27 protein-coding genes are annotated in these 25,872 nt (G+C 39.5%); 19 read left to right on the top strand and 8 right to left on the bottom strand.

Annotation, left to right across the window (positions count from 1 at the left end; translation table 11 throughout):
• Window position 1 precedes the first annotated feature (1 nt).
• The 4 genes from LEP1GSC199_RS18610 to LEP1GSC199_RS18595 all read right to left on the bottom strand — a co-directional run bounded on the left by LEP1GSC199_RS18610 (window position 2) and on the right by LEP1GSC199_RS18595 (window position 4,676).
• Window positions 2-505: a chemotaxis protein CheW gene (locus tag LEP1GSC199_RS18610; protein ID WP_039927386.1), complete on the bottom strand. Its 504-nt coding sequence runs from the start codon at window positions 503-505 to the stop codon at window positions 2-4.
• Window positions 506-512: 7 nt separating this feature from the next.
• Window positions 513-2,261, bottom strand: coding sequence for a HAMP domain-containing methyl-accepting chemotaxis protein (locus tag LEP1GSC199_RS18605; RefSeq protein WP_002989508.1), 1,749 nt, complete (start codon window positions 2,259-2,261; stop codon window positions 513-515).
• A gap of 101 nt (window positions 2,262-2,362) precedes the next feature.
• Entirely contained in the window at window positions 2,363-3,691 is a 1,329-nt protein-coding gene (locus tag LEP1GSC199_RS18600; RefSeq protein WP_002989264.1) for a hypothetical protein, read from the bottom strand.
• Window positions 3,651-4,676 carry a hypothetical protein gene (locus LEP1GSC199_RS18595; protein ID WP_002989449.1) on the bottom strand — a complete coding sequence of 342 codons (1,026 nt, stop codon included), beginning with the start codon at window positions 4,674-4,676 and terminating at the stop codon, window positions 3,651-3,653. The genes LEP1GSC199_RS18600 and LEP1GSC199_RS18595 overlap by 41 nt, the downstream gene beginning before the upstream one ends.
• A gap of 19 nt (window positions 4,677-4,695) precedes the next feature.
• Here LEP1GSC199_RS18595 and LEP1GSC199_RS18590 point away from each other — a divergent pair, with 19 nt between their 5' ends.
• From LEP1GSC199_RS18590 to LEP1GSC199_RS18550, 9 genes are read left to right on the top strand one after another with little or no spacing between them, the layout of a single operon-like run.
• Window positions 4,696-5,037 (top strand): hypothetical protein, encoded by a 342-nt coding sequence (locus LEP1GSC199_RS18590; protein ID WP_002989179.1) that lies wholly within the window; start codon window positions 4,696-4,698, stop codon window positions 5,035-5,037.
• Window positions 5,038-6,042 carry a PP2C family protein-serine/threonine phosphatase gene (locus tag LEP1GSC199_RS22120; protein ID WP_002989670.1) on the top strand — a complete coding sequence of 335 codons (1,005 nt, stop codon included), beginning with the start codon at window positions 5,038-5,040 and terminating at the stop codon, window positions 6,040-6,042.
• Between the two features lie 29 nt (window positions 6,043-6,071).
• A complete protein-coding gene (locus LEP1GSC199_RS22115) occupies window positions 6,072-6,404 on the top strand; it encodes a SpoIIE family protein phosphatase (RefSeq protein WP_269746541.1) in 333 nt (110 codons plus the stop codon).
• Between the two features lie 11 nt (window positions 6,405-6,415).
• Window positions 6,416-7,186 carry an enoyl-CoA hydratase-related protein gene (locus LEP1GSC199_RS18575; protein WP_002989353.1) on the top strand — a complete coding sequence of 257 codons (771 nt, stop codon included), beginning with the start codon at window positions 6,416-6,418 and terminating at the stop codon, window positions 7,184-7,186.
• A 5-nt stretch (window positions 7,187-7,191) separates the two neighbouring features.
• Entirely contained in the window at window positions 7,192-7,656 is a 465-nt protein-coding gene (locus LEP1GSC199_RS18570; RefSeq protein ID WP_002989202.1) for a DUF192 domain-containing protein, read from the top strand.
• A 52-nt stretch (window positions 7,657-7,708) separates the two neighbouring features.
• Window positions 7,709-10,222: a glycogen/starch/alpha-glucan phosphorylase gene (locus LEP1GSC199_RS18565; protein ID WP_002989470.1), complete on the top strand. Its 2,514-nt coding sequence runs from the start codon at window positions 7,709-7,711 to the stop codon at window positions 10,220-10,222.
• 49 nt (window positions 10,223-10,271) lie between these two features.
• On the top strand, window positions 10,272-10,736 hold the full coding sequence (locus LEP1GSC199_RS18560; protein WP_002989273.1) for a response regulator: 465 nt from the start codon (window positions 10,272-10,274) through the stop codon (window positions 10,734-10,736).
• On the top strand, window positions 10,621-11,802 hold the full coding sequence (locus LEP1GSC199_RS18555; RefSeq protein WP_232420845.1) for a HEAT repeat domain-containing protein: 1,182 nt from the start codon (window positions 10,621-10,623) through the stop codon (window positions 11,800-11,802). Before LEP1GSC199_RS18560 ends, LEP1GSC199_RS18555 begins: the two co-directional genes overlap by 116 nt.
• A complete protein-coding gene (locus tag LEP1GSC199_RS18550) occupies window positions 11,799-12,299 on the top strand; it encodes an LIC_11959 family protein (protein ID WP_002989436.1) in 501 nt (166 codons plus the stop codon). The genes LEP1GSC199_RS18555 and LEP1GSC199_RS18550 overlap by 4 nt, the downstream gene beginning before the upstream one ends.
• On the opposite strand, the gene LEP1GSC199_RS18545 is transcribed toward LEP1GSC199_RS18550, so the two are convergent.
• Complete coding sequence (locus LEP1GSC199_RS18545) at window positions 12,296-13,843, bottom strand: hypothetical protein (RefSeq protein WP_002989191.1); 1,548 nt, start codon at window positions 13,841-13,843, stop codon at window positions 12,296-12,298. The genes LEP1GSC199_RS18550 and LEP1GSC199_RS18545 overlap by 4 nt on opposite strands.
• Window positions 13,844-14,145: 302 nt before the next feature.
• On the opposite strand from LEP1GSC199_RS18545, the gene LEP1GSC199_RS18540 reads away from it, so the two are divergent.
• From LEP1GSC199_RS18540 to LEP1GSC199_RS18525, 4 genes are read left to right on the top strand one after another with little or no spacing between them, the layout of a single operon-like run.
• Window positions 14,146-14,361, top strand: coding sequence for an LIC12298 family protein (locus LEP1GSC199_RS18540; RefSeq protein ID WP_002989575.1), 216 nt, complete (start codon window positions 14,146-14,148; stop codon window positions 14,359-14,361).
• Window positions 14,362-14,418: 57 nt separating this feature from the next.
• A complete protein-coding gene (locus tag LEP1GSC199_RS18535; protein ID WP_002989330.1) occupies window positions 14,419-15,168 on the top strand; it encodes an ABC transporter permease in 750 nt (249 codons plus the stop codon).
• Window positions 15,169-15,172: 4 nt separating this feature from the next.
• Window positions 15,173-16,372 carry an ABC transporter ATP-binding protein gene (locus LEP1GSC199_RS18530; protein ID WP_002989587.1) on the top strand — a complete coding sequence of 400 codons (1,200 nt, stop codon included), beginning with the start codon at window positions 15,173-15,175 and terminating at the stop codon, window positions 16,370-16,372.
• Window positions 16,373-16,417: 45 nt separating this feature from the next.
• Window positions 16,418-17,722, top strand: coding sequence for a UDP-glucose dehydrogenase family protein (locus LEP1GSC199_RS18525; RefSeq protein WP_002989499.1), 1,305 nt, complete (start codon window positions 16,418-16,420; stop codon window positions 17,720-17,722).
• A 35-nt stretch (window positions 17,723-17,757) separates the two neighbouring features.
• On the opposite strand, the gene LEP1GSC199_RS18520 is transcribed toward LEP1GSC199_RS18525, so the two are convergent.
• On the bottom strand, window positions 17,758-18,579 hold the full coding sequence (locus LEP1GSC199_RS18520) for a thioredoxin family protein (RefSeq protein WP_002989627.1): 822 nt from the start codon (window positions 18,577-18,579) through the stop codon (window positions 17,758-17,760).
• A 96-nt stretch (window positions 18,580-18,675) separates the two neighbouring features.
• Between LEP1GSC199_RS18520 and hisE the strand changes: the two genes are divergently transcribed.
• Together hisE and lpxK are read left to right on the top strand one after the other, a co-directional pair.
• On the top strand, window positions 18,676-18,954 hold the full coding sequence (gene hisE / locus LEP1GSC199_RS18515) for a phosphoribosyl-ATP diphosphatase (protein WP_002989187.1): 279 nt from the start codon (window positions 18,676-18,678) through the stop codon (window positions 18,952-18,954).
• A 27-nt stretch (window positions 18,955-18,981) separates the two neighbouring features.
• Window positions 18,982-20,076 (top strand): tetraacyldisaccharide 4'-kinase, encoded by a 1,095-nt coding sequence (gene lpxK / locus LEP1GSC199_RS18510; RefSeq protein ID WP_039927382.1) that lies wholly within the window; start codon window positions 18,982-18,984, stop codon window positions 20,074-20,076.
• On the opposite strand, the gene mnmC1 is transcribed toward lpxK, so the two are convergent.
• Both mnmC1 and mnmC2 read right to left on the bottom strand, forming a co-directional pair.
• Window positions 20,015-21,208, bottom strand: a complete 1,194-nt coding sequence (mnmC1, locus tag LEP1GSC199_RS18505) for an FAD-dependent 5-carboxymethylaminomethyl-2-thiouridine(34) oxidoreductase MnmC1 (protein WP_002989391.1) — start codon at window positions 21,206-21,208, stop codon at window positions 20,015-20,017. The genes lpxK and mnmC1 overlap by 62 nt on opposite strands.
• Window positions 21,209-21,214: 6 nt before the next feature.
• Window positions 21,215-21,958, bottom strand: coding sequence for a tRNA (5-methylaminomethyl-2-thiouridine)(34)-methyltransferase MnmC2 (mnmC2, locus tag LEP1GSC199_RS18500; RefSeq protein WP_039927425.1), 744 nt, complete (start codon window positions 21,956-21,958; stop codon window positions 21,215-21,217).
• 228 nt (window positions 21,959-22,186) lie between these two features.
• Here mnmC2 and flhF point away from each other — a divergent pair, with 228 nt between their 5' ends.
• The 4 genes from flhF (at window position 22,187) to whiG (ending at window position 25,866) form a co-directional block, all read left to right on the top strand.
• The gene (flhF, locus tag LEP1GSC199_RS18495) at window positions 22,187-23,530 is read left to right on the top strand and encodes a flagellar biosynthesis protein FlhF (protein WP_002989505.1); all 1,344 of its coding nucleotides are present in this window, start codon (window positions 22,187-22,189) and stop codon (window positions 23,528-23,530) included.
• Window positions 23,531-23,565: 35 nt separating this feature from the next.
• Window positions 23,566-24,489 carry a MinD/ParA family protein gene (locus tag LEP1GSC199_RS18490; protein ID WP_002989157.1) on the top strand — a complete coding sequence of 308 codons (924 nt, stop codon included), beginning with the start codon at window positions 23,566-23,568 and terminating at the stop codon, window positions 24,487-24,489.
• Window positions 24,490-24,963 (top strand): hypothetical protein, encoded by a 474-nt coding sequence (locus LEP1GSC199_RS18485; protein WP_002989238.1) that lies wholly within the window; start codon window positions 24,490-24,492, stop codon window positions 24,961-24,963.
• Window positions 24,964-25,065: 102 nt separating this feature from the next.
• Entirely contained in the window at window positions 25,066-25,866 is an 801-nt protein-coding gene (whiG, locus tag LEP1GSC199_RS18480; protein WP_039927380.1) for an RNA polymerase sigma factor WhiG, read from the top strand.
• Window positions 25,867-25,872 lie beyond the last annotated feature (6 nt).

Genomic DNA, 25,872 nt, shown 5'->3' with positions numbered 1-25,872 from the left:
ATTAGTTTCCCGGAATATCCTTAATCAAATGTGCCTCTTCTTCTGTGAGTAATCTTTGTAAATTGATTAAGATTTTTACTGAATCTCCCACTCTCCCTGTGGCATAGATAAATCTTGAAGATTTTGATTCCCCGATCTTTGGTGCTAAATCAATATTTTCTTGAGGGATTCGTAATACATCATTTACTGTATCAACAATTAATCCGAGTGGTAACCCGTCTAATTCAACGAGCAAAACACAGGTTCTTTCGTGATAAGGTTTAAATGGCATATCAAATCGCAATCGAACATCCATCACTGGAATGATTTTTCCTCGGATGTTGATTACACCCTTCAAAAATGGTGCTGTTCCCGGAATCGTAGTGATAGCAGGAAGCGCTAAAATTTCCGTTAGGTGACGAACTTCAAATGCATAGTCTCTTTCTTCCAAGCTAAAACAAAGATACAAGTCTTTCATGGTATCTTCGTCTATATCTAAATCCCATGATTTTAAATGTTGACTCATTGTTAGCCTACAATACGATTCTTGGTCTTTCGACCCGAGTGAGGGCGGTTGTTTTGGAAGCATCTTCTTTGAGTTTGAAACCCATAATGACTGAGCGCATGATTTCCACTTGGCGTTTTAAGGTTTCGCTTGAGGCAGCTACTTCCTCTGCGGAAGCTGCTGTTGTGGAAGTAACTGTTGTTACTTGGTCTATTCCTTGAGTGATTTGTAGGACGGCGGATTTCTGTTCGTGGATAGAAAGAGCTAAATCTTTTGTTAAGCTACTTACATTGTCTGCGCTTTCTGAAATTTTTCCAAGGACTTCGGCGGTTTTTTCCGTTGCTTCATTTCCTAGTTTCACTTTTTTCATAGAAGACTCTATAAGAAGAGTTGTTTCGTCGGCAGCATTCGCACTCTTTTGGGCAAGGTTTCTCACTTCTTCTGCTACAACTGCAAATCCTTTTCCATGTTGTCCTGCCCTTGCTGCTTCTACTGCCGCATTGAGTGCTAATATATTGGTTTGGAAGGCTATGTCGTTAATGACTTTATTGATTTTTGAAATTTGATCAAAGGAACTACTAATTTCGCCCATAGCAGAAACCAGATCCTTCATTTTGGAATTTCCCTCAAGCGCCTGTTTGGCGGTTGACTCTGAAAATTCCGTCATCCTTTCTGCATTCTCAGCATTTGCTAAGAAACTATTACTGATCTCGGTGAGTGTTGCCGAAATTTCTTCAACCGCACTTGCTTGTTCGCTAGCAGCTTCAGACAAAGAAGTACTGGCGTCAGCCAATTGTTGGGCTCCCAAATCTACTTCTTGTGATGTGAAATATAATTTTTCCACAACATCGGATAAGTTAATGAGCATTCTCCGTAGACTTAAACCCAGTTGATCACGTTCCGATTTAAGCGTAACATCGGCACTGAGATCAGAATTCGCAATTCGTTCTAAGTGTTCGGCTCGTTCTTTGATAAAAGAAACAAGTTCCATAAAGGCTTGCGAAAGTTGTTGGATTTCATTTCCCTCTAGATTTTTTGCATTAGCTGATCTTTTATGTTTGGTATCTAAATCTACATCCAAATCTCCAATAGATACTGTTTGTGCAACTTCCACAATTTTTTTCATCGGTGCGGCAATGGAATCAGAGAAAAAAATTGCAATGAGAAATACCGTAACGAAGGCAAGGATGACAACGCCAGAAACAATGACTAAAGAACTTTTGAATTGTGCTTCTGATTTATGGTATTCTTCTTTAGCAACTTTAAGTTGCACTCGGATCAAATCGTCTAAGTGGTGGGTGAGGGGTTCGAAGATAGGATACATATCCACAGTGACAAACTTTTCTAACTCTTCTTCGTTTCTGGTTTCCAAAAGTATACGAAGTTGTTTGACACCAGCTTTCAGTGGTGGAAATTCTTTTTCCATCTGATCGATGATCACTTTTTCTTCAGGAACAAGATAGGTTCCTAAATATACTTTCCATATTTCATCTGCTTTCGTTTCGGATTGGCGTATGGACTCGAGAGCTTCCTCAACAGTAATCTTTTTTGCGCGAACTTTATTGGCTGAATCGACAATTCCAATGAGATACGCATCAGATACTTCTTTGATTTGGCTAATCGGAACCACGCGGTCTTCAAACACAGTGTGGAGTGAGGCTAAAATTTGGCGTGCCGAATAGAAACTTGCACCAGCAACCACAATCATCAAGAGAATGGTTACCATAAAAGCCAAAAGTAATTTGACACGTATCTTTAAATCATGAATCCATTTCATAGTTTTCCCCTAGAGGTGGACGGAAATATATTCAATGCGCTGCATTAGTCAAGCCTTTCCTAATATTAAAATACAAAAAACTAAATTGTTTAAAACTAGAATTAGAAAACTTTGGAATAACCTAAACTAACATAAAATAAATGGGAAGGGATTTTTTGTAAGGTATAAGTTTCTCTTAGCCAGGTTTTTACAATCGAATCACCTAGGGAATTCCCAGTATTGATTTGTTCGATTGAATTTAGAATTGAGGAATTGTACGCACCATAAATACGAGAAGGGTTTGTTACCTTTCCATCTTCGGAACTACGGTTCCAATGCGCTTTGTTTGGATCTCCCCCAGCATAGCCATAATAATTATTTGTGTCCCAAAGATATAAATCGGGTCGAAAGATATGAGCGAACTTAATAAAAAAATCCCCGAAGAAGAACGAAGTTGAAGTTGTGATGTCTTGGATTCCGTTTCGATTGTCCACAGCATTGTTTCCCATGGCATAACCAAGATTGAAATGAGGCATAATTCGAAAGAATTGATTTTCTCGAAAGGTATAGGATCCGCTAAGGGATAAATAATTTTTGCCAGCGAAGAGTCCGCCGTTCTCAGTGGAATATTGTGTGTAATAAGAGAAAGTTGGTTTTACCATTTTTAAAAAGGGAAGTTTCCAATGTAAAAAGTATTCATGCCAAACCAGTCGGCTTATGGCATCTGGATTGTTCGCATTGAACGTGTTATTCGGTCCTCCGGAAACATACTGATTTTGTTTTTGAGTACCTGGGCTAAGTAGTGAGTTTGGAGTTTTTTGAAATGTATTATAAAACCAAATCCCAACGGCAAAATCACCAAATCTGCTCGGGTCAAAATGATAACTCATGGAAAAAAACATTCCATCAGATCGTTTGTTGCCATTTGGCTCTTTTTTTGGGCCAAAACCTTGGTTGGGGCTGTAACCCAAACAAGGATCAGATCCATCCCGACCCGAAGAGATTCGATCGTGAAGGGAGCGAACACATGGATCTTGGCCATAAGGATCAAAGAATTTTGTTTCTTCACCCAAGTAGGAAGGGCCCACAGCTCCGGGACTGGATTGCAATAGGCGACGGTCTGAATCTCTATCGTCTCGATTGGTTAGTTGAAAGTTTCCGAAAAGAGAAAATTGGAATTTTTTTTCCGGGGACCAAACATTGATGGAAGGTTGGAGGGCGGGAGCATAAGTATAACTTTGGTAAGTCGCACCATTCCTTCTGCTTTGCCCCTCTCCTGCAAATGAGTTTCCTCGCCAAAGAAAGTCCGATACAATTTCCGTATTGGTTTCAATGATGATTGGCTTTGGTTCCTCTGTTTTCGTTTGTGATCGTAAGGGGAAGGACAGTGATATAAAGACAAATAAAAAGCTAAGGTTTTGGCGGATAAAAAATGTTTTGGAATAAATCACGAAATCTTCTGCCTCCTTCCTTTCTGATCGGGTCTTGTAGTAGAGTCTCCGAACTTCCATTTGAAGTAAGGATTACTTTGTATTCTTTTTTAAGTAAAAAAACATGAATGTATTGGGCAAAGGCTTCCGCATAGGTATCGTCTGCATTAGTTGCCGCATATAACGAAACAAATTGTGTGTTATTTAGTTTTTTATAAAGAAATTTACCTTCAGGAAATAAAGAAATAGGAGGATTACTTTGGTAAAATTTGATTTTATTTCTCTCGGGAAAAAAAGTGGCCTCATAAGGAGAATAGGTTTCGGACCACCAAATCCCTTCATAAAGAGGAAAGTTTCGAAAGTCTCTTTGGTTTTCCGAAAAATCCGGGGCGTGGCCTTTGACAATAGATACAATATGACCTAACTCATGTAAGATGATGAAACGAATGGCCGATTCTTTCGAGTTGGAATCATCCAAATGAATTTTGATTGAATGTTCTTTGGATGGAAGAAATGCTGTGGATTCTTTTTTGGATGCCCAATCATTTCCCCCGTCTCCTAAGAGATCAGAATCTAAATAGATAATCCCACCAATGGGTTTACCTGACTCATCCCGAACGATACCCGTAAGTCCTGTAGAACCCAAGTTTGTTACAAAGTAAATTCCATAAACGAGAGTGTCAGTCAGTGCATTCAGTTCTATCGGCAAGGTTTTATAAATTTGACTTAGTTCTAATTTCCAAGGGGAAAGATCCTTGGTTGGACCCGGAATGTCCTCAATTCCATCAATGGCATTAATAGCAATTAATGTATCCAAACGTTTGGAATCCAAGGGAAATATACGTGTATTCCATGTTCCTTGTAAGTGAGGAAGGTTCTTTGACTGTAAACCACCACTTTCTTTGGCCCAACCTGCATATGGGTTTTTTGGAAGAGTAAACGAACTGGGTGTACAAACCCAAAAAAGGAAAGGAAGTAAGGATATGAGGTAAGGATTCGATCGCATTTGCCGATTGTATTTCTATATGAAAGGATTTGTTGGTCTATGCTTTTTTTTACCAGGATTCCTTTTCGCCGAAATCAATCCGTGGAATTTACGACCTGATGTCCGTATTTTAACTAGGAAAGAAGTTTCGCATATTGTTTTGGAAAGAAGGCCTGACCATTATCGAGTGACTCTCCTTGTTTGTGAACGATTCCCCTACAATTACAAAGCATTATCCCATCCCTTTTTCTTTCGGATGGAAGATGAGAAAAAAGCATTCGAACTTGCGAATCAAATGGACAAGTATTTGGATTCTGGAAAACCTTTCACCATCACCTTGAATGGATCAGAGATCCAAACTTTGGTATGGGGAGAACCCTGATTGATCCGATCCTTTTACTTATACTTCAAAGAAATCTTTCGAAAACCCACAAGATCAGAATGGGAAATTTTAAAGTTAGTAGAAGCTCGTTATGATAAAGAATATACCTATTATATTTTTATCACGCACCTTATTGTATATTCCTTACTCATCGCACCACCGTTTTCTGAAATTCGAGTTCAAGTATTACCTTATTTACTTGGTGTGTCCATTGCAAGGCTCGTTTTACTTTTGCAATTTTATACCAAGAATGTTCCTATCCAAAGAGTCATTTACTTCAGTGGATTTGTTGCGGACGGACTCGTTTATCTTGTCTTTATGGTGGGAATCCATTCCTTCCCCTCACTTGGAAGTTTTTATTTATTAAATTCTTATTTAATGTCTTTTATTTTTCCCATTCTTTTGTATAGCACGAGACTTGATCCAAAGGCATGTTTCCTTAGTGCGTTTTATTTTTCTATTTTACATATTATTTATATCTTAAATCTTCCTTCTATTGTATCCGAGCAGTTTTCTTTTTTTAGTAAATATTTCTTATTGTTAGTGTATTGGGGGAGTGCTGTTCTCGGCACTGTATTTGTTCTCAACAAACGAAAAGACACCACAGATATGTACAATCTGTCCGAAGAAAAAAGATTTATGTTACATGAGTTGGAGCTTGCAAAAAAAGTACAGGATGCACTTTTCCCGGGGAATATCAAAATTCCTAGTCTTGCTTTTACTTATTATCGCAAAAGTCCAAATGTCATTGGGGGAGACTTTTTTGATTTTGTACAACTCCGGGAAGGAAACGTAGGTGTGTTTTTAACGGATGTTGCGGGGCATGGAATTTCTTCTGCCATGGTTGCCTCCATCATGAAGGTACTTGTTTCCACTATTCCTTACCGTTTCAAAACAGCACCGGCCAAACTGATGGATTATTTAGATGATCGTTTGGCAAATGATTTAAACAAATACCACGCTTCAGCAATTTATCTATTTTTTGATTTCATTGAAAAAAACTAACATTAGGGAATGCCGGTCATCCTTATTTAATTTTAGCACACAAAGACGAAGACTACCAAGAGTTGGAAACCCAAGGTGCCATCCTTGGTTTTAATATTAAAATTCCACCTATTGCCGAAAAGACTATGTCCATAGCACCGGGGGATCGTTTTTTTATTTATACTGATGGGCTCATTGAATCCACAGATTCGGAAGGGAATAGTCTAGGAACAGAAGGACTCCTCGCACTCCTCAATCGGCATAGACGAAGTGCAAACATCAAAGAACTCGAAATCAACCTTCTTACCGAATTAAAATCCAACTACGGACTCGACAGTTTTTCTGATGACACCATGTTTCTAATCTTGGAAGTAGAAGAATAAGGAGAAATCATTTGTCTTTTTTAGAGATTCAAATTAAATCCAATTTTGCTCTTGTCACCATCAAAAGGCCAGAGGCCCTCAATGCACTGAACGATGTAGTCATCACGGAAATTGGTGCCATGGTGGATGAACTGGAATCCAACCCTTCTGTTCGTGGATTCATTCTGACTGGCGAAGGAAAAGCTTTTGTTGCCGGTGCCGACATTGCCAAAATGAAAGAGTTCAATGTGCGAGAAGGACAGGCATTTTCAGAACTTGGACAAACTGTTTTTCGTAAGATGGAACTTTCCGGCCTCATTTCGATTGCTGCCATCAATGGATTTTGTTTGGGTGGGGGGATGGAACTTGCTATGGCATGTGATATCCGTTATGCGGTTTCGTCTGCCAAATTAGGCCTCCCGGAAGTCACACTCGGTTTACTTCCAGGATTTGGTGGGTCGCAAAGACTTCCTAGGCTCATTGGGGTCGGGCGCGCCACAGAACTCATTTTATCTGGTGATATGATCTCCGCTGAAGAAGGATACAGATTAGGACTGATTAATAAAATCACCGATCCTGCAGAACTTTTAAACGAATCCGAAAAAACCATCACTACCATCTTATCTCGAGGACCTAACGCGATCAAGGCGGCAAAAACGGCCATCCGCCAAGGTTTGGAAACCAATATGGAAGGCGGTTTGGAGTGGGAAAAACAACTATTTGGTGGCCGGTTTGCGGACGAAGAAACCAAAGAAGGTCTTTCTGCCTTTTTAGAAAAAAGAAAACCAAACTTCAAAGGTTAATTGTGATGAAAATACGGATTGGAATTCTTCTTGTTCTTCTGACTTTTTCTGTTTGTAAACAAGCAGAATCCTTTCCGTCTCAAACCAACACACCGGAGATTTTATTTGGTAGTGTAGCCGATCGTGCTTTAAAATTAGAAATTGCCAACACTCCTTCCAAAAGGGCCACGGGCCTTATGTACCGAACGAAACTCGGAGAGGATGAAGGAATGCTTTTTGTTTTTCCTCGCCCTGATTTTTTAAGTTTTTGGATGAAGAACACTCTCATTCCTTTGTCGATTGGTTATTTTTCAGAAGATATGCGACTTTTAGAATCATTCGATATGAAACCAAACCAAACAGAGGAAGTTTACAACGCTAGAAAACCGGCAATGTATGCTTTGGAAGTCAACCAAGGTTGGTTCGCAAAACACAAAATAGGTAAGGATGCAGTCCTCACTTTGGAAAGAAAGGTCTCTGCCAGAGATTAAAAAATTTCTTTTTACTTGAATCTCTCACAAGGTTTCGATACCATTTTAACCCATGGTTGTCACGAATCCTCGTTTAATTACCCTTTTATCAGAAGAACAAAAAGCCGACTTGGCTTCGATGGAAAAACAATTTGCCCATCATTTAGAATATACCATTGGTAAAAACAGGTTCAATCTTAAAAACGAAGATATATACAAAGCACTCGGTCATACCATAAGGGACTTTCTCATTGATCGATTGAATGTCACTCACGAACGTTACAGAAATGAAAATCCCAAACGAGTTTTTTATTTTTCCTTAGAGTTTCTTATGGGGCGCACTCTGATGAATGCTCTCATCAATCTCGGGTTATACGAAACCATCCAAGTGATGCTTCGAGGGATCGGCTTTGAGCTAACAGACGTTTTAGAATTTGAAACGGATGCGGGCCTTGGGAACGGGGGACTTGGGCGACTGGCGGCTTGTTTTTTAGATTCCATGGCCACTCTCAATGTTCCTGGGTTTGGTTACGGAATCCGCTACGATTATGGAATCTTCAACCAAATTATTGCTAACGGAAGCCAACTCGAAATGCCCGACCACTGGGATGCCGACGGAGTTCCTTACGAAGTGGTTCGCTCAGACATTTCCTTTTCTGTTGGTTTTTTTGGACATACGGAAACTCGTGTTTCTGGAAAAGGAAAAATCCAACACGACTGGGTTCCTGATGAAACAGTCCTTGCTTCTGCCCATGATTATCCAATACCTGGATTTAACACGAGTACGGTGAACTACCTTCGTCTTTGGGCTGCCAAATCTTCTGAAGAGTTTAATTTGGATTATTTCAATCATGGCGACTACATGAAAGCCGTGCAGGACAAATCCATATCAGAAAATATTTCCAAAGTTTTGTATCCAAACGACACCACCGAACAAGGGAAGGTGCTTCGTCTCAAACAACAGTATTTTATGGTCTGTGCATCTCTCCAGGACATCTTAATTCAATTTCGAGAATCCACTTACAACCTAAAAGAACTTCCAAACTACGTTGCCATCCAATTGAATGATACCCATCCAAGCATTGGGATTGCGGAACTCATGCGAATTTTTCTGGATAATGAAGAGATGGACTGGGAACCCGCTTGGGAGGTTGTCACAAAAGTTTTTTCTTATACCAACCATACTGTTTTGCCAGAAGCTTTGGAAACATGGAGGGTGGAACTTTTTGAAAAACTTCTTCCCAGACATTTAGAAATTATTTATGAAATCAATCATCGGTTTTTGTCAGAGGTTCGTGGCAAGTGCGTTCTATCAGAAGAGGAAATCCAACAAGTCAGTATCATAGAAGAAGGCCACGAAAAAAGAATTCGAATGGCAAATTTAGCAGTCATTGGTTCTTACCGTGTGAATGGTGTGGCGGAACTCCATTCGGAGCTCATAAAAAAAACCATCTTCCAGGCATTCACCAAAGTATTTCCTGAAAAGTTTAATAACAAAACCAATGGAATTACACCACGCCGATGGTTACTCCAATCAAACCCTGGTTTGGCGAATCTTATCTCCAAACGAATTGGAAATGATTTTACAACTGATTTGTACAAACTAAAAGCACTAGAATCTTTTGTAGATGATCCAGATTTTCAAAATGATTGGCGTAAAGTAAAACAAGTCGCCAAAGAGGATTTAGCAAAACTGATCAAAAGTGAAACCGGAATCACCATTGATCCAAAGTCTTTGATTGATGTACAAATCAAACGATTCCATGAATACAAACGCCAACTTTTAAATATTCTTCGAGTGATTGCTTTGTACAGAAGAATCAAAGAAAATCCATATCGAGTGGTCACACCAAGGACAGTAATTTTTGGCGGAAAAGCTGCTCCCGGATACTACATGGCCAAACTCATCATCAAGTTAATCAACAATGTGGCTTGGGTGGTTAACCGAGATCCAGATGTAGCTGACAGGTTAAAGGTAGTGTTTCTTCCGAACTACCGAGTGAGCCTTGCTGAAAGAATCATTCCTGGTAGCAATTTATCTGAACAAATTTCCACTGCTGGAACGGAAGCCTCTGGTACAAGCAACATGAAATTTATGTTAAACGGTGCATTGACCATTGGAACTTTGGATGGTGCCAACGTGGAAATTTTGGAAGAGGTGGGAGCCGAAAACATTTATATTTTTGGTCTTCACACGGAGGAAGTTTTTCGTTTGAAGGAAGCGGGATACCAACCTGCCGATTTCATTCGTCGCAATGAAGACCTTCACCGTGTTCTCCTTATGATCCGTGAAAATTTATTCTCCATGGGAGAACCTGGAATTTTTGGCCCCATTTATGATAGCCTCTATTATACAGATAATTATCTGCTGATGGCTGATTTTGATGCGTATGACGAGACCCAAAACCTTGTGGCCAAAGATTATTTGGATGAAACTACTTGGACAAAAAAATCCATTTTGAATGTGGCAAGGTCTGGCAAATTTTCTTCTGACCGCACCATCCGGGAATACGCCAAGGACATCTGGAAGGTTCCCCTTCTTGACACAGTTCCTCCTAAAACTATCTATAAATTGCCACAAAACTGAATCGACATAAAAGAACTAAGGTTGTATCGTTCCAAGGAAAGGGTCCCAAATGAGTAAAGGTTATATTATATGTGTCGATGATGAAGTATCGGTATTGGAAACGCTTGCAGAACAACTTCTGGCTCGATTTGGCGAATCCCATATCATCGAGACCGCCAGTAGTGCAGAAGAGGCACTTTCCCTCATCGACGAAATCATCAGTAGCAACGACATCGTGGAGTTGATTGTTTCTGACCAAGTGATGCCTGGAATGAAAGGGGATCGGTTTTTGGAACAGGTGCACCATCGCCTTCCTGATGCGATCAAAATCCTTCTCACCGGTCAGGCAGGACTTGATTCTGCAATCTATGCCATTAATAACGGGGGACTCAGTCGGTATGTCGAAAAACCTTGGAACATTGACGAACTATCCAAAGACATCAAAGACCTACTCGATAAGTTTCGGCAGAATTTGGAAAACCAACATCTCATCCAAGCTCTCAACCGTCGCATCATCGAATTGGAATCTCAGTAGTAACAAAATACAGTCGCTCATCCTCTTTTTAGTTTTCCTTTCTCTTTCTTCAGTTTTTGGGAAAGAGAAAGAACTCACTCCCGAACAAATTTCCAAAAAAAAAGAAGTCCTTTCTAAAATCATTCGTTACGGAACAAGCCAGGAAAGGAAACAAGCGTTAGGTGAGCTAACTCGGTTTCCCAAAGAAAATGCCGGTGAACTTTATGATCTCATTGGTGAACAATTAAAATCTGAAAAAGATATGGGGATGAAAATTGTTCTCCTCAAAACCATTGGGGATTTGGATCTAAAGGAAAACAAAGATACAATCATTACTTTTTTTGAAGACCCCAATGAAGATGTCGCCAAACAAGCCGTAAACTCTGCTAAAAAAATGAAATTAGCGGAAGCAACAAACCCCTTACTTGAAAAAGTAAAAAAGGAAGATTTTACAAAAAATAGTAATTCGCTCAGTTTGTATATTAGTACTCTGGCGGACTTACCGGATGGAAAGGTGGCAGCACCCTTTCTCGAAACCAAATTTCGCGAAAAGTTTAATAACGCCGATATGCGTGGCCAGATTGCATTATACTTTGGAACTGTTTTGTATACCGAGGCTGAATCGGCTCTTATGGAAGTTGCCTTTGATGAAATCCAACCCACAACTTTACGATGTTATTCGATGAATACACTTGGTAAGTTAAAATCGGAAACAGCCAAACCAAAGTTATATGAACTTTTGGATTCCTTAAAAAAAACTGCCGGTAAGTTGGATGCCAAAAAAGCCCAATCCTTAAAAATCTATGCTATCGGTGCCCTTGTTACCATGGGAGATAAAGAAGTATTCCAAGAACTGAATGAATTTGCCCGTGATGATGATAGTATGGTGCGACTCCGAGCGATTGAATTTATGGGCAGTTTGAAAGATCCAAAAGCATTGGAACTTTTAGAATACAAACGCGATCGTGATCCAAGTCCGAAAGTACAGAAGGCCGCTAAAAAAGCCATCGACCAAATCAATGGAAAAGAGAGTCCCATAGAGGAAGAAAAATCCATAGAGGAAAAACCAGAAGAAGAACCCAAATGAATTTAAAGTTCTTTCTAACATCGTTCCTAGTAATCTTCTCTTCTGTTTCTGTAATCCCGCTTTATTCGGAAGAGGATGGAAAATACACAGGTCCCATTCCTCGTTCCGAAAAAAGGATCTTAGATGGAAAATCAGAATTTCAAAAATTGGGAACTTTTCCCTTGGAATGGAAGTTGTTTTATAAAGGGAAACAAGGGGATTTTGTTGTTTTTTATGACCTAAATGGAGATGAAATTCATTACCGTTACAGAAGAAATAAATTTGATTTGGATGCGGAAATTTTTGTAAAGGATTTGTTTCCAGGAAATCCTTACCGGGTGAAAGGAGAGTGGATTGGGTATTATTTTTATTCTATCGATGAAAGGGGGAAACGTTCCTCCCTTCCCACTCCAAAAAAGTTACCAGCAGAACCTAAAGAATTTACGGATAGGCAATCGGTTCCTATTTTTAAATTAAAAGAATACATCGAAGTGCGAACCGACGATCTCCTCTATTAAAGATCAATTTTTTGTAATAATTGAAAGTTGATAAACAAAATGGGATTTGGATCATTTTCTTTTTCCGAATAACTTATGTTTAGTGAAATAAAGGGACTCACCCATTTTAGTTTGATGATTTCCTGTCTATCAGTTAAGTTGATATTAAAATCAGTAGCGTAAGTCCAGTTTTCAAACCAAGCCCTGGTTTTGGGATGGCCTTCTCGAAAGATAGCGCTGAATTCCAGTAAGTTTCCTGTATTTATGGGGAGGGCGAGTTTTCCTTCCCATTGGCCTCCATTCTCTCTCGATTCAAATCCAAAAGACACCACGGTTTTTTCCTTTCTCCATTCGTAAAACGCAGCTCGACCTATTTCATTGTATTGGTAATTCCCAGATTCATTGTATTCTCTATACCGATAGAGTAGGTTTCCCCATTCACTAAGAAAGAAGGGAAAAAATCCCGACCTTCCACTTTCATACTTATGGCCTTCGATAGAACTTAAATACTCAAAACCTAGGAAGTGTTTGAAACTACCACGAGTGTATCCTAATGTTTGTGGGATTTGTGGTCTAACTTCCTCTGGTGATACCATTCCATATAACAAGGGTGAATCTCTATATACAGTGGCATCTAAAAAGTATTTTGATTCAGGAGATTCGGACTTTAAATAGAAAAAGCCAACGGATTCTTTTTTACTAAGTATGGATTCTGACTGGACTCTATGGTTTCCCCAGTCTTTGGAATTCCAAGAATCATTGACATACAAACTCGATTTATTTTCTCCCGCTGACCAAACTCCCGAATAAGATTTGTTTGGTGATACAAAGTAAAGTCCAGGATAGGCAGAAAATGCATCTGCTTGATAGATTCCAAATTCGTAATCCTTCCCTTCACGGAGATACCTATATCCTAAAAAGTGAGAAAGTAATAAAGGTTGGGGTAGGGGAGATCCTGTCCTTTCCAACTGGGAATAGAAGTTAGGATCTTTGGCAAAGTAAAAATGGGGAATGGGTTTGTAACGGTTTCCTGAGGTAAGTCGAAATTGTTGGAAGGTAAGATTGGCTCCGTAAGAAAATTCTTCATCTCGTTTTTCCAAAATCCAAATTTGTCCTTTCCCCCTTCCTCCTAGAAACACAGAGGAATGATTTTTTTCCTTCCTTGGCAAATACCGTACATCTAAATTTTGATAACTCATTCCAAAAAAAAGTTCATAAAGTGAATCGGATCTTTCCAAAGACTTGGATGTTGTTTCTTTGGATTTTTGATCTTTTGTATTCCGAGGGAACTTTACATTTTGTTTGGAGGTGTTATTTTCGGCTAATCGATGTTTGTTGGTATATAGGGTGATTTGTTGTTCTTTCCAAACTTTCGAAACCAGGGCAGCGTCCTTTCCTTTTAGGGACCTTTTCCATTCTAAGAACTTTTCTGGGGATTGTTTGGATTTTTCTTTCCAGGCCGCCACTAAATGGGGAGGAAAACCGGCCTTAAGAAGTTCCGGGACCGAGACTTGGTCTGGCTTTTTCTCTACAGCAAACAAAGTCTGTATGAGAGAAAGCCACAAAATGATCCCAAATTTCTGCCAATTCACCAGGATTGGGGTTTAAAATTTCGTTTTTTTGCCCTAAGTCCTGTTGCTTTTTTTAAAGAAGGGACATATTCTAAGCCTCCCAATAAAAAAAATCCATCTGGGGGCGGGTTTTGTCCCAGGGGAATGCTAAATTTATATATAGTAACCGATAAAAACGTGAAAAAATATTGACTTAACTTCTCATCCGTTAAGTAGTGTAAACAAGCGTTTAGTATATTATTGGTATTATTTTTAGTTTTTATGTCGTCTAAAAAGACGACGGGGAGGAAAAACCTATGATCGTTCGATCCATCCAACAACCCGCTTACAACCGCCACAAGGACCAAGGCCTCACAGGGCAAGGTCCGAAGAAGGGATTTTCCCAGAACCAAACAGGGAAGACCTTTGAAGATTATTTGATGGAAGCCTTCCAAGGGGAAGTGGTCCAAAATGGAGAGTGGGTGTCACCAAACCTCTCTACCCTTGGCCAAAAGAACCTGAAGAGGATGTAGTTCCAAATTACCGGCTTTCAGTTCTAGAACTGGGAGCCATAGGCCGACAATCAAAGTATGGAGAAAATATCCATACTTTGGGCACTCGTTCGCCGTGACTACGCACTTCAATATGCAGGATCCTTTTTGGGGATCTCCTGGATGTTCCTGCAGAATTTAGTACTCATCAGTCTCTATGCACTGGTATTTCTAGTGCTGAACTTAAAAAATCCATCCACACAAGAAGATTTCACGGCCTACTTACTTACCGGTCTTTTGTATTGGATTCCCATCCAAGAACTCCTTGTTCGTGGTACAGGAATTCTTACCGACAATCGTAGTTTGTTAAAAAGATCCAGTCTTGGGATTGATTTGTTTTTATGGATTCCCTATGTCCAATTTCTCATCCATAGCCTAGTCACATCCATCCCCGTATTTATCTATTTGGCCTATTCGGGGAAGTTAAATCTATCTGGAATCCTTCTTGGGTATTTGATTTTAGCATTTTCTGGGCTTTATTTGATGTTACTTCTGCATTACCTTTCTCGGTTGAATATTTTATTAAAAGATATCTCACCTTTGATTCGTTTGGTGAGCCAACTCATTTTCTGGGGAATTCCTGTTTTGTATTATCCAACGGGATATTTAAAAGAGTGGAACCGTTTGAATCCATTTACCATACCTTTGGATATCTTTCGTACCTCCGTGATTCCTGGATACACTCCCCAATTTGATTGGATTCAAGTTTTGCCTTTTTTGTTTTTTTTCTTTCTTGTTTACTTACTTGCCAAACGTAAATTCCAATCGGTGATATTGGACCATCTTTAATTGTATGGCTTCCGTTGTTTTAGAAAATCTTTCTAAGGATTACCATGGATTTTCAAAACCTTGGAAACGAATCCTTGCGGGTCTTAGTTTTGGATACTTCGGTATTGATTCTAAATTTACCGCCTTACAATCGATAGATTTGAAAGTTGGGTCTGGTGAAATTTTAGGAATCATTGGCAGAAATGGTGCCGGAAAATCTACACTTCTAAAACTGATCACTGGGGTCATCAGTAAAGATAAAGGGAATTTATTTGTCAATGGATCGGTTCGTGCCTTACTGGAGCTCAGTGTTGGATTTAATCCAGAACTTTCTGGGGAAGAGAATGTGTATTACAATGGACTCGTTTGGGGATACAAACCATCTGAGATCAAGGAACTCACAGATTCCATTTTTGATTTTGCTGAGCTTAATGAGTTTCGAAATTCTCCTTTAAAGAATTATAGTTCGGGAATGGCGATGCGCCTTGGCTTTAGCCTTGCCACTGCCAAACGACCGGATATCTTAATTGTAGATGAGGCTTTGGCAGTAGGGGATGCTAGTTTCCAACAGAAATGTTTGAAACGAATCAAAGAGTATTCCGTTCTCGGGTCTTGTATTTTGGTTGTAAGTCATGATCTTGGACTTATCTCTTATTTTTGTTCAAGAGCCATTCTTCTAAACAAAGGTCGTTTGTTATTTGATGGGAATCCAAAACAAACAATCGAAGAATACATGCATGTGTTAGCTGGAAGTCTGGAACCTTCTTCCATATTACCTACAGAATCCGTTAATGATCTTTATGTTTCATTGAAAAATTCCAAGGGATTGGATACTCGCCACCATTTTCTGGGTGATACAGTTACTCTTCGGATCGAATTCCAAACTACAAAACCAATCACAAACGGAACCATTGGATTTCATATTGATAGTGAAAAAGGAATTCGAATTTTTGGAACCAATTCCTACCATCTGGGAAAACAAAATTTAAACATAAAAAACTTCGAACGTTCGATCGTAGAATTTCAATTCCCTATCCAATTCAGTGACGGGAAATACAGTTTGGGGGTTTCTATTCACAAAGGTGAGTCCCATACCGAAGGAAGTTATTTTTGGGGGGAATCCGTTTTGGATTTTGAGGTCGAACGAGGTAAAATTGAAAAATTTGTCGGAGTTTGTCATTTACCGACCGAATTTACATTCCAAACTCTTCCCAAATCCGAATAGAAAAACGGTTTCCTTCAAAGGAAAAAACTAAATTCTGGAAATCCTATGAAAGTTTGTGTAGTTGGAACCGGATATGTGGGCCTCGTTGCAGGAACCTGTTTTGCTGAATATGGCAATGAAGTCATTTGTATTGATAAAGATGAAAAGAAAATCAGTGACTTAAAACAAGGGATCATTCCCATCTATGAACCTGGACTTACTGAACTTGTGGAACGAAACCACAAAGAGGGAAGACTCCACTTTTCCACTTCACTAAAAGATGGTGTTGAATCTTCTGAATTTGTATTTATCGCTGTAGGTACACCCACTTCTGATAACGGATCCGCTGACTTAAGATTTGTTTTTGCTGTTGCAGAAGAAGTCGGCAAAACAATGAACGGATACAAAATCATCGTTGATAAATCTACAGTTCCAGTGGGAACCGCAGACCAAGTAAAGGCCATTGTGGCAAAACACACAAAACATCCGTTTGATGTCGTTTCCAATCCAGAATTTTTAAAAGAAGGTGCTGCGATTGATGACTTTATGCGGCCAGAACGTGTTGTGATTGGTGCTGAGTCTGAAGTCGCTGCTAAAAAAATGAGCGAACTTTATTCTCCATTTGTGTTAAACGGAAATCCAATCATTACCATGAGCATTCGTTCTGCGGAACTTACTAAGTATGCTTGTAACGCTTTCCTTGCGACAAAGATTTCCTTCGTCAATGAAATCGCAAATCTTTGTGATGCTCTTGGTGCTAACTATGATGATGTTAGAAAAGGGATGGGAACCGATTCAAGAATTGGACGCCAGTTTTTATATGCAGGGATTGGATACGGTGGGTCTTGTTTTCCAAAAGATGTAAGAGCACTTCTCCGCACAGCAGAAGAAGTGAATGCACCTATGCATATCATTCAATCGGTGGAAGATGTAAACGAAAAACAAAAAACTCGGTTAACCGATAAAATTTTTGAACACTTCAAATCTACAGATATGAAAGGTAAAACTTTTGGTATCTGGGGTTTATCCTTTAAACCAGGAACAGATGATATGCGAGAAGCACCTTCCATTCCTCTGATTTATGAACTACATAAAAATGGTGCCAAAATCCAAGTGTTTGATCCTGCTTCCTTGGAGACATCAAAGTATTATTTTGATGGAAAGGTTGAATACAAAAAGGATGCATACTCAGCTCTTCAAGGGGCAGACGCTATGTTATTACTCACGGAATGGAGAGAATTTAGGGAACCTGATTTTAATAAAATCAAGTCTCTACTCAAATCCCCGTTAGTTTTTGATGGAAGAAACCAATACAAACCAACTCTTATGAACGAGTTAGGTTTTACTTATTATTCTATCGGTAACAGATAAATTATTTAGTCCAACCGAGATAAACTTAGGTTGGACTAAAATCCTCTTTCTATTTCAGACAATGCCTCATTACACATTGTTTTATCGGTTTCGGTTGTTAGTTGTGGCTTGATTTCGGTCAAAATCGATTTTGCAAGTTTCGATTCTCCTGCATCCTTTAATGTCAGTCCATAATACAGTTTGGCAGTGATTTTTCGATTGGATGTTGGATACAGATCCAAAAATTCTTTCCAAGACTTTGCCGCAGATTCTTTCGGGCCATGAATGGATTTGACTAAGTTCAAGTTGAAATATGCGTTTTCTTTAAGTATTGAGGCGGCTTTGGATTTTTGAATGGTTTCAGTGAACTGAAGTTCCGCCTTCTCAAATTCTTTATTTTGAAAATACAATAAACCCAGACGAAAATGGATATCGGGGCTATTTACATTTCGCCTAAGCTCTGTTTTTAGATACGACTCAATATTCGGTTCTTGGAGGATCCTTTTGGAAACACCCAATATATCTTCCTTTGTGGCGAGTCCAGATATCTTAGTCACATAGTTTCCATCCCCATCTAAAAAAAGAATCGTAGGATAACCTTCGATACTATATTTTTTCCGTAGATTAGGAAATTCTTCCCCATCTAACCTGACTTTTACGAAACTATCCAAAACTCGGCTCACTTCTGGATCAGGAAAAATTTCTTTTTCTAAAACCAAACAGTAGGTGCACCAATCTGCAAATACATCCACTATGATAAATTTTTTGTCTTGTTTTGCCGATTCAAATCCTTTCTGAATCGAATTTCCCCAAGGGGATTCAGAAAATACGGCACTCGTGCATAGGAGGAAAAAAACAGGTAAAAACTTACGAACCATCCATTGAATTCTATTGGATTCTCTTTGTTTGAATAGTCAATTTTCGCTTTTTCGAAATGGAATGGGCAGTTTCCATGGTCGCTAGAAGGTCAAAATATGGAATTTTTACTGAAATTGGAAGAACTACTCCGCAAACGTAAGGAAGAATTGCCTGAAAAGTCTTATACAGCTGAACTCTTCCGCGATGGTGTTGACCGCATTCTCAAAAAAATTGGTGAGGAAGCAGGTGAGGTTATCATTGCAGCAAAAAATCCCAATGAAAAAGAACTCATTCATGAAATTGCCGATTTGGTTTTTCATTTAGAAGTGCTTATGGTGGAAAAAGGCATCAGTCTATCTACCATCGCAAAAGAATTGGAAAAACGCCACAGCTAAGTAAGTAGGTTTCCCGCAGGAAACTAAATGAACATATTTCTGTATTTACTTTACCCTTTGAGTTGGATCTACCGTTTCCTTTTCTGGTGGTCCAGACAAAGGACTTCTTCGTTCCACCTACCGAATGTTTTAGTGATTAGTGTTGGCAATCTCACTGTGGGGGGAACTGGCAAAACACCATTTGTCCAATATCTGGTTCGTTTTTTTAAAGAAACATACCCTGGTTACGCGATAACAATTTTATCCAGAGGTTATAAAGCAGCAAAAACTATAGAAGGGGCAATTCTACCGAGTGGTCTCGAACCAAGTTTGTATGGGGATGAACCAAGCCAACATAAAGAAATGTTTCCTGATGTACAGGTAATCATTGGGAGAAATAGAAAAAAATCCTTTCTATTATACAACCAAATCCAATCCAAAAATCATATCGTGATTCTGGATGATGGATTCCAACATAAATTTTTACATAGAGATTTTGATTTTGTTTTACTCGATGCAAATTCCCCTTTTGGGAATGGTTTGACTCTCCCTTTAGGTTTTTTACGAGAACCGATTCATCATAGCAAAAGAGCCAATGCCATCGTCTTTACTAAGTTAACTTTGCAAAACAAACAACAATTGGATCCATATAAAAAAAACCTAAGCCAAAGCGGAGTTACTGTTCCTATTTTTCATTCTAGTTTCCAGGCTACCATTAGAGAAGTTTTGCTGAATCAAAATTTGATCCAAATACCATTTCCATTACACTTAGATTTGCCTTTGAAATATTTTTTGGTAACTGGTGTTGGAAATCCTAAGAATGTTTACGAAACAGCAAAATCTACTTTGTTCTCAGAATCTATCCGAACCAAATTTTTTCCGGATCACTTTGAATATACAACAGGTTCCTTATTATCATTATTGAATGAAATGAAAACAAGTGAGATCCTAATCACCACCGAAAAAGATTGGATTAAGATGCGAAGGGATGTCAGTTTTATAGGAGAACTAGGAAAAAAAAATATCCGAGTCGGTTTGTTACTAATCCAAGTTTCCGTTGAGGAAGATAAAGAGTTGAAATCTATGTTAGCTGGTCTCGTTTCCACATACGAATCAAAAAACGGTCTGGTTTCAAAGACTTAAAAGTTGTTTCTGATATTGGACTTGTTTCTTCCAACATAGAAGAAACAAGTATCTCTGCCGAATACAATGCATGGGTGAGTCCTCGTGATCCAAGTCCATTGAGAATTCCCACAGATTCATAATAAGGAATATTCATCTTTTTGTCTGCATTCCGAAGTAAGTTTTGGTATTTAACAGATAAGTCTAGTTTAGAGATGTTAGGCAATTTCCCTACAATGGGATGGCGGTCTTGCGATTGGGTTCTGTAGCTGACCCTAGTTGCAAACAAACGAGGGTTTTGTGGCTCCCATAAAGAAGAAAGGTTTGGCAATCTGGTCAGTAGTTCTTTCCACATAGATTCGGATTCTTCTGGCCTTGGTTCTTCTTCTAATTTGAATTCATCAAATGTGGCACCTAAAACCTGATATCCATCAATCGCTGCAGTGATATAGTCGCCATATAAAATTCCATATGTGTTGGTCTGTTTTTGCTCGGGAATTTTCACAATTTGTCCTCTCACTTTCCGTAAGGGAAGCCATTCCAAATGAGGATCGTCAGCAAATTGGTATCCTTGGGTTAGAAATAAATAATCACATTCGATTTCGCCTTCCGAAGTTTGGCAGAGAACTTTGGATTCATTATCCTCTTCCTTCCAGCTAAGTAATTTACAGGAATATTTTGTAAGTGGGTTAGATAGAGTCAGGATTTGTTTTGTCAGATCTACGGGAGAGACAGATTTCCCTTCGGGAAAAAAAAGGGAAGGGGAGCCAGAAAATGGTTCGATACTTTCCTTTGCGGTATGGTTTTGAATCTGATTAGATATGATTGCATTCGAATAACGATCGTAAGATTCTTTTGTATCCATAAGAAAAAAAATACCATCTGCATGAGGAACAAGTTTTTTTAAATGAAACTTATCCCAAATTGATAGAAAGTATTGGAAAGCAGCTAGGGAAAATTCTGACTCCGTTGTTTTGTGTTTGGTGAGGAATGGATACACCACGCCAATGGGATTTCCGCTGGCATGTTTTGCAGGCCCTGTGTCTGAATCCAATAAAATCGTTTTTATGTTTCTTTTGTTTAGCGCCAAACAAATGCTGGCACCGGCGATTCCTGCTCCTACAACGACTGCAATTTTTTCCTGATGATCCATAAGTTTTTATTTTAAAAATCCGGATATCATCTCACGTTTGCGGCCGAATCCTTTTTTCTTTTCTACAACAAATCCAAGTTCTGCGAGATTCCTTCGTAAAAAACCGGCAGAGGAGAAAGTGGCAAAACTAGTTCCTTTGACGGATTTTTCACGTAACTGCTTAAGCACATCTGAAGACCACATATCTGGATTTTTCATAGGTGAAAAACCATCTAAATACCAGGAATGGATTTCTGGAAACTTAGGTAAACAATCTCTGATATCCCCAAAGTAAACTTGTAATGTAAATGGATGTTGGTTGTTAGGATGATCCCATGTATAAGTCCATAGATTTTCTGAAGGATCCTTTTCCCATATTTGGATTGCAGATTCATAAGAATGAATCAATTCTTCAAACCAAAGGTTTTTGTTCGGATAACTCGTATTTAATGTTAGTAGAATGTTTGTCGTTAAAGGATATCCTTCTAGGCTAATGAATGCAACGGGTGGAGGATTATTGGTGAACTTCCAAACCTCTAAAGTTACAAAAATATTGAGCCCTGATCCAAATCCTAATTCGCCAATGCGAAAGGTGGACGTGCCGCTTTGTTCCCACTTCGATTGGATTCCGTTTCCTTCTAAGAATACAAAATGTGATTCTTCCCACCCACCTTGTTTTGAGAAATACACATCGTCGAATAATTTAGAAACCGGAACCCCGTCTTTGAATTCAATGGAAGTTTCGGGATGATTTTTTGGGGTAGGGGGCATAATGGAAAAGTTATCCCCTAGTTTTTGCAAGAGGCATACCTTGGAAACCGAATCTCGAAATCCACTCACTAAAATAGAATATCGCTAGCCATTTCAGCCAGACAGTCCTAAAATTCCAAGTTCTCACCCAAAACTATCATAATTCACTTGAATTTATTATGTCTCATAAAAAAGGCTTTCCAAATCGAGGGTACTTTGCATATTTTTCCCAGGTTCGGGGGATATTCTATGGATTTTGTAAAAATCCGAGGTAAAGACTTACAAGACTGCATTATGCAGATGAAGATGAAATATGGTCCTGAGGCACATCTCTACGACCAAAGAGTGATCACAGAAGGTGGGCTCTTTGGCACAGGTCTTATGGCGCAACGTATGTATGAAATCGATGTGGGTGTCCCCGAAAAACAAAATTCCAAAGAGAGAATTGAACGTAAGTTAAAGGATCTCAAAGAACTCATCAAACAAAAACAACGAACGGATTCTATTCCTGAATCAGGCCTTGTGGGGATTGGATCCAATCATTCGGTATCTATTGGAACTGGGGGAAACCTGCATGTCCGGAAAAAGAATATTGATGCCGTGCGTCCTTTTTCCGAGCGACGTCGTAGACAGAATCCGCCTGTTTATGCAATGGAAGTCCATGAAGAAAGACCTGTAGGCCTTTCTCTATCTGAAGCCAGAGACTCTATCTTAGAGGTTGCACCCTCCACCAAATCGCAAACCCCGGAACGTCACCCTCATATTCAAAAACTCGTAGATCGTCTGTTAAATGAAGGTATGTCTTCTGGATTTTTGGAAGAGATGGCCGTGGCTCTGGAGCGTAGGTTATCGGCGGTCGATCTCACACGTTATGCGAATGTTACCGACAAAGCAGTGACTTATTTAGAAGAAAGGATCCAAATTGACTCGGATCTTTTTAGTGGAACTCCAAGGGGAAAACGTAAAATCATTTTTTTTGTAGGTCCTACTGGATCAGGAAAAACAACATCTATAGCAAAACTGGCCGCTAAATACAGTTTGCACATGGGTAAAAAAGTTTCCCTTTATACAACGGACAACTACCGGATTGCCGCTATTGACCAACTTAAGTTTTATGCGGATGCGATGGGATTGCCATTTTATGCCGCCAAAGATTTGCGCAAAATGAAAGAGACAATTGTTCGTGATGGATCTGAACTCATCCTTGTCGATACGGCTGGTTATTCCCATCGAAAGTCGGAAAACCTGGAAAAACTTCAGGAATTCTACCAAGTTTTTGGGGAAAAGGATTATATTGAAACCATCTTAGTGCTTTCCTCCACTGTTTCGAAAGACAATGCCCTTGCCGTCGCCAACGCTTATGAATCGGTCGGGTACAAAAGAATTTTATTAACGAAGCTGGATGAAGCAGAATTTTTAGGTTCTGTAGTGGAATTAGCCGATACTATTCACAGGGAATTCGCATTTTTAAGTGTAGGCCAGGATGTTCCTTTTGATATCCTAAATGCCTCGAAAAAACTTCTTGCCGAATGTGTAATTTTTCCGGAAAAATTGAAAGGGATAGCGGGCGAGGTCTTCGAAAAGACCGTGTGACGAGCGTCGTTATCCTTTAACGCCTAGGGGTAACGATGGACCAAGCTGCAAATCTTAGAAAGCTCACTGAATCTGGTGCTGGATTAAAACTTGTTCAACCCCAGGATACAGTTAAAAAAACCAAAATCATCGCGGTAGCTTCGGGTAAAGGTGGTGTGGGTAAAAGTACTGTATCTGTCAACCTCGCCATCTCCATTGCAAAAACCGGACTCAAAGTTTTGATCTTTGACGGTGACTTGGGTCTTGCGAACGTAAACGTCCTTCTTGGAATCATTCCGAAATACAATTTATACCACGTGGTGAAAGGCCACAAATCCCTCAAAGACATCGTGATCTCCACTCCAGAAGGTGTGGACATCATTGCAGGGGCTTCTGGTTATTCCCAACTTGCCAACCTAAATGAAACACAAAGAAATAATTTAATCAAAGGATTCGTAGAGCTGGATCGTTATGATGTAATGATCATAGACACCGGTGCTGGGATTTCTGCCAATGTCATTGGCCTTGTGATGCCTGCCGATGAAGTGATTGTTGTCACAACACCAGAACCTACCTCCATTACCGACTCTTATGGCCTAATCAAATCGATTGTTTCTCAATCCAAAGACAAAAATCTCAAAATCATCGTGAACCGTGTGCGTTCTGCGATTGAAGGGAAAAAAGTAGCCGACCGTGTCATCGATATCTCTGGCCAATTTTTAGAAGTGCAAGTAGAGAACTTAGGTTTTATTTTCCAAGACGAAGAGGTTGAGAAGTCCATCAGGGAACAAAAACCATTCATCATTGGAGCTCCTCGTTCTAAGGCAGCAGCTTGCCTTACAAGAGTCACACACACCCTCTTACAAACCGAAGGTGGTTATTCGGATGAGGAAGGACTCACTGGTTTCTTTAAAAAATTCTTTAGCTTCGTAGACACCAAAGAGAAGGAAATGCAAGAGGACATGGAGGAAGACAACTAAGTGCAGATCGGGTTTGTACTGGGGTTTGCGGTTCTCGGAGCCATCATCAGTACCGTCTGTGGGTTTCTTGTTGGAAACCGACTCGGTTATATACTCTTTGTCTCCCTTATCTCCACGTTTGCTTTTGGTGGATTGGGATTTGGTATTTTTTCTGTCTTACAAAAGAAAGTCCCTGAATTTTTAGAGTTCTTATCTACATTTTCCATTGGTGGGTTCGGTGGCACAGGCCATTCGGAAGACTATGACCAGGAACACGGTGGGATGGAACCTTCTCGGTCTGATTCTGTCGGGTCTGATGATTATGGAGTCCAACAGGTGGGGGATAGCGCCGTGGATGCAAAACTTGCTATGGCGAAGTCTGGAAAATTTGGCGATCATATCATTGTGGACAAAATTGCGATCAAAAACGAGCCAAAACTCATGGCAGAGGCCATTCGTACCATGATGGCGAAGGATGATACCCAGGAGGGTTGAAAAATTACTGTTTTTAGAGGACATAAGAAAAAATCCTCTTGTAATTTCCCTTTCTATACGATTTTTTCTATAAAGTAAAGAGATTCCGTACTTCGGTTCCCTATGTCAAGATTGCTAGACAAATACAATCAGTTTGATGAGACAGATCTTTGGAAACAATACCGCGTCACAAAGGATGCGGAGATCCGAAGTTACCTTGTTGAAAAATATTCACCTCTCGTCAAACACGTGGCTGGGCGGATTGCCATTGGCATGCCTCAAAATGTCGAATTTGAAGACCTTGTCAGTTACGGCGTTTTTGGCCTGTTAGACGCCATCGAAAAATTCGACCCTTCTCGCGAAATTAAATTCAAAACTTATGCCATGACCCGGATTCGGGGGTCAATTTTTGACGAACTTAGAAGTGTGGATTGGATCCCTCGTTCTATCCGCCAAAAAGCAAAACAGTTGGAAAACATCATTGCCATGCTTGAGAACAAAGAAGGCAAAAAAGTGGAAGATGAAGAGATCGCTAAAGAACTCGGTGTCTCTATGGAAGAATACAACTCGTTACTTGCCAAACTTTCTGGAACCTCTCTTGTCTCTCTAAATGATATTTGGTTTCTTGGTGATGAGAACGACGAAGTTTCCTTTATGGAAACTTTAGAGTCTCCGATGAATATGAACCCAGACAATATCATCGAAAAAGAAGAAATCAAAAACGTTATCGTAGAAGCTATTCAATCCTTACCTGAAAAAGAAAAGAAAGTCATCGTACTCTATTATTATGAAGACCTCACTCTAAAAGAAATTGGTGAAGTTTTAGAAGTTACGGAATCTCGGATTTCGCAGCTCCACACAAAAGCAGTCGCAAGACTTCGCAGCAAACTCTCTAAAGTAAAATCCGCAATCCAAAAAAGGTAAACAGAT

This window comes from Leptospira vanthielii serovar Holland str. Waz Holland = ATCC 700522 (assembly GCF_000332455.1).
GTDB lineage: Bacteria > Spirochaetota > Leptospiria > Leptospirales > Leptospiraceae > Leptospira_A > Leptospira_A vanthielii.
Note: the sequence above shows the minus strand (reverse complement) of the source record. Positions and strands in the feature narration are given on the sequence as shown.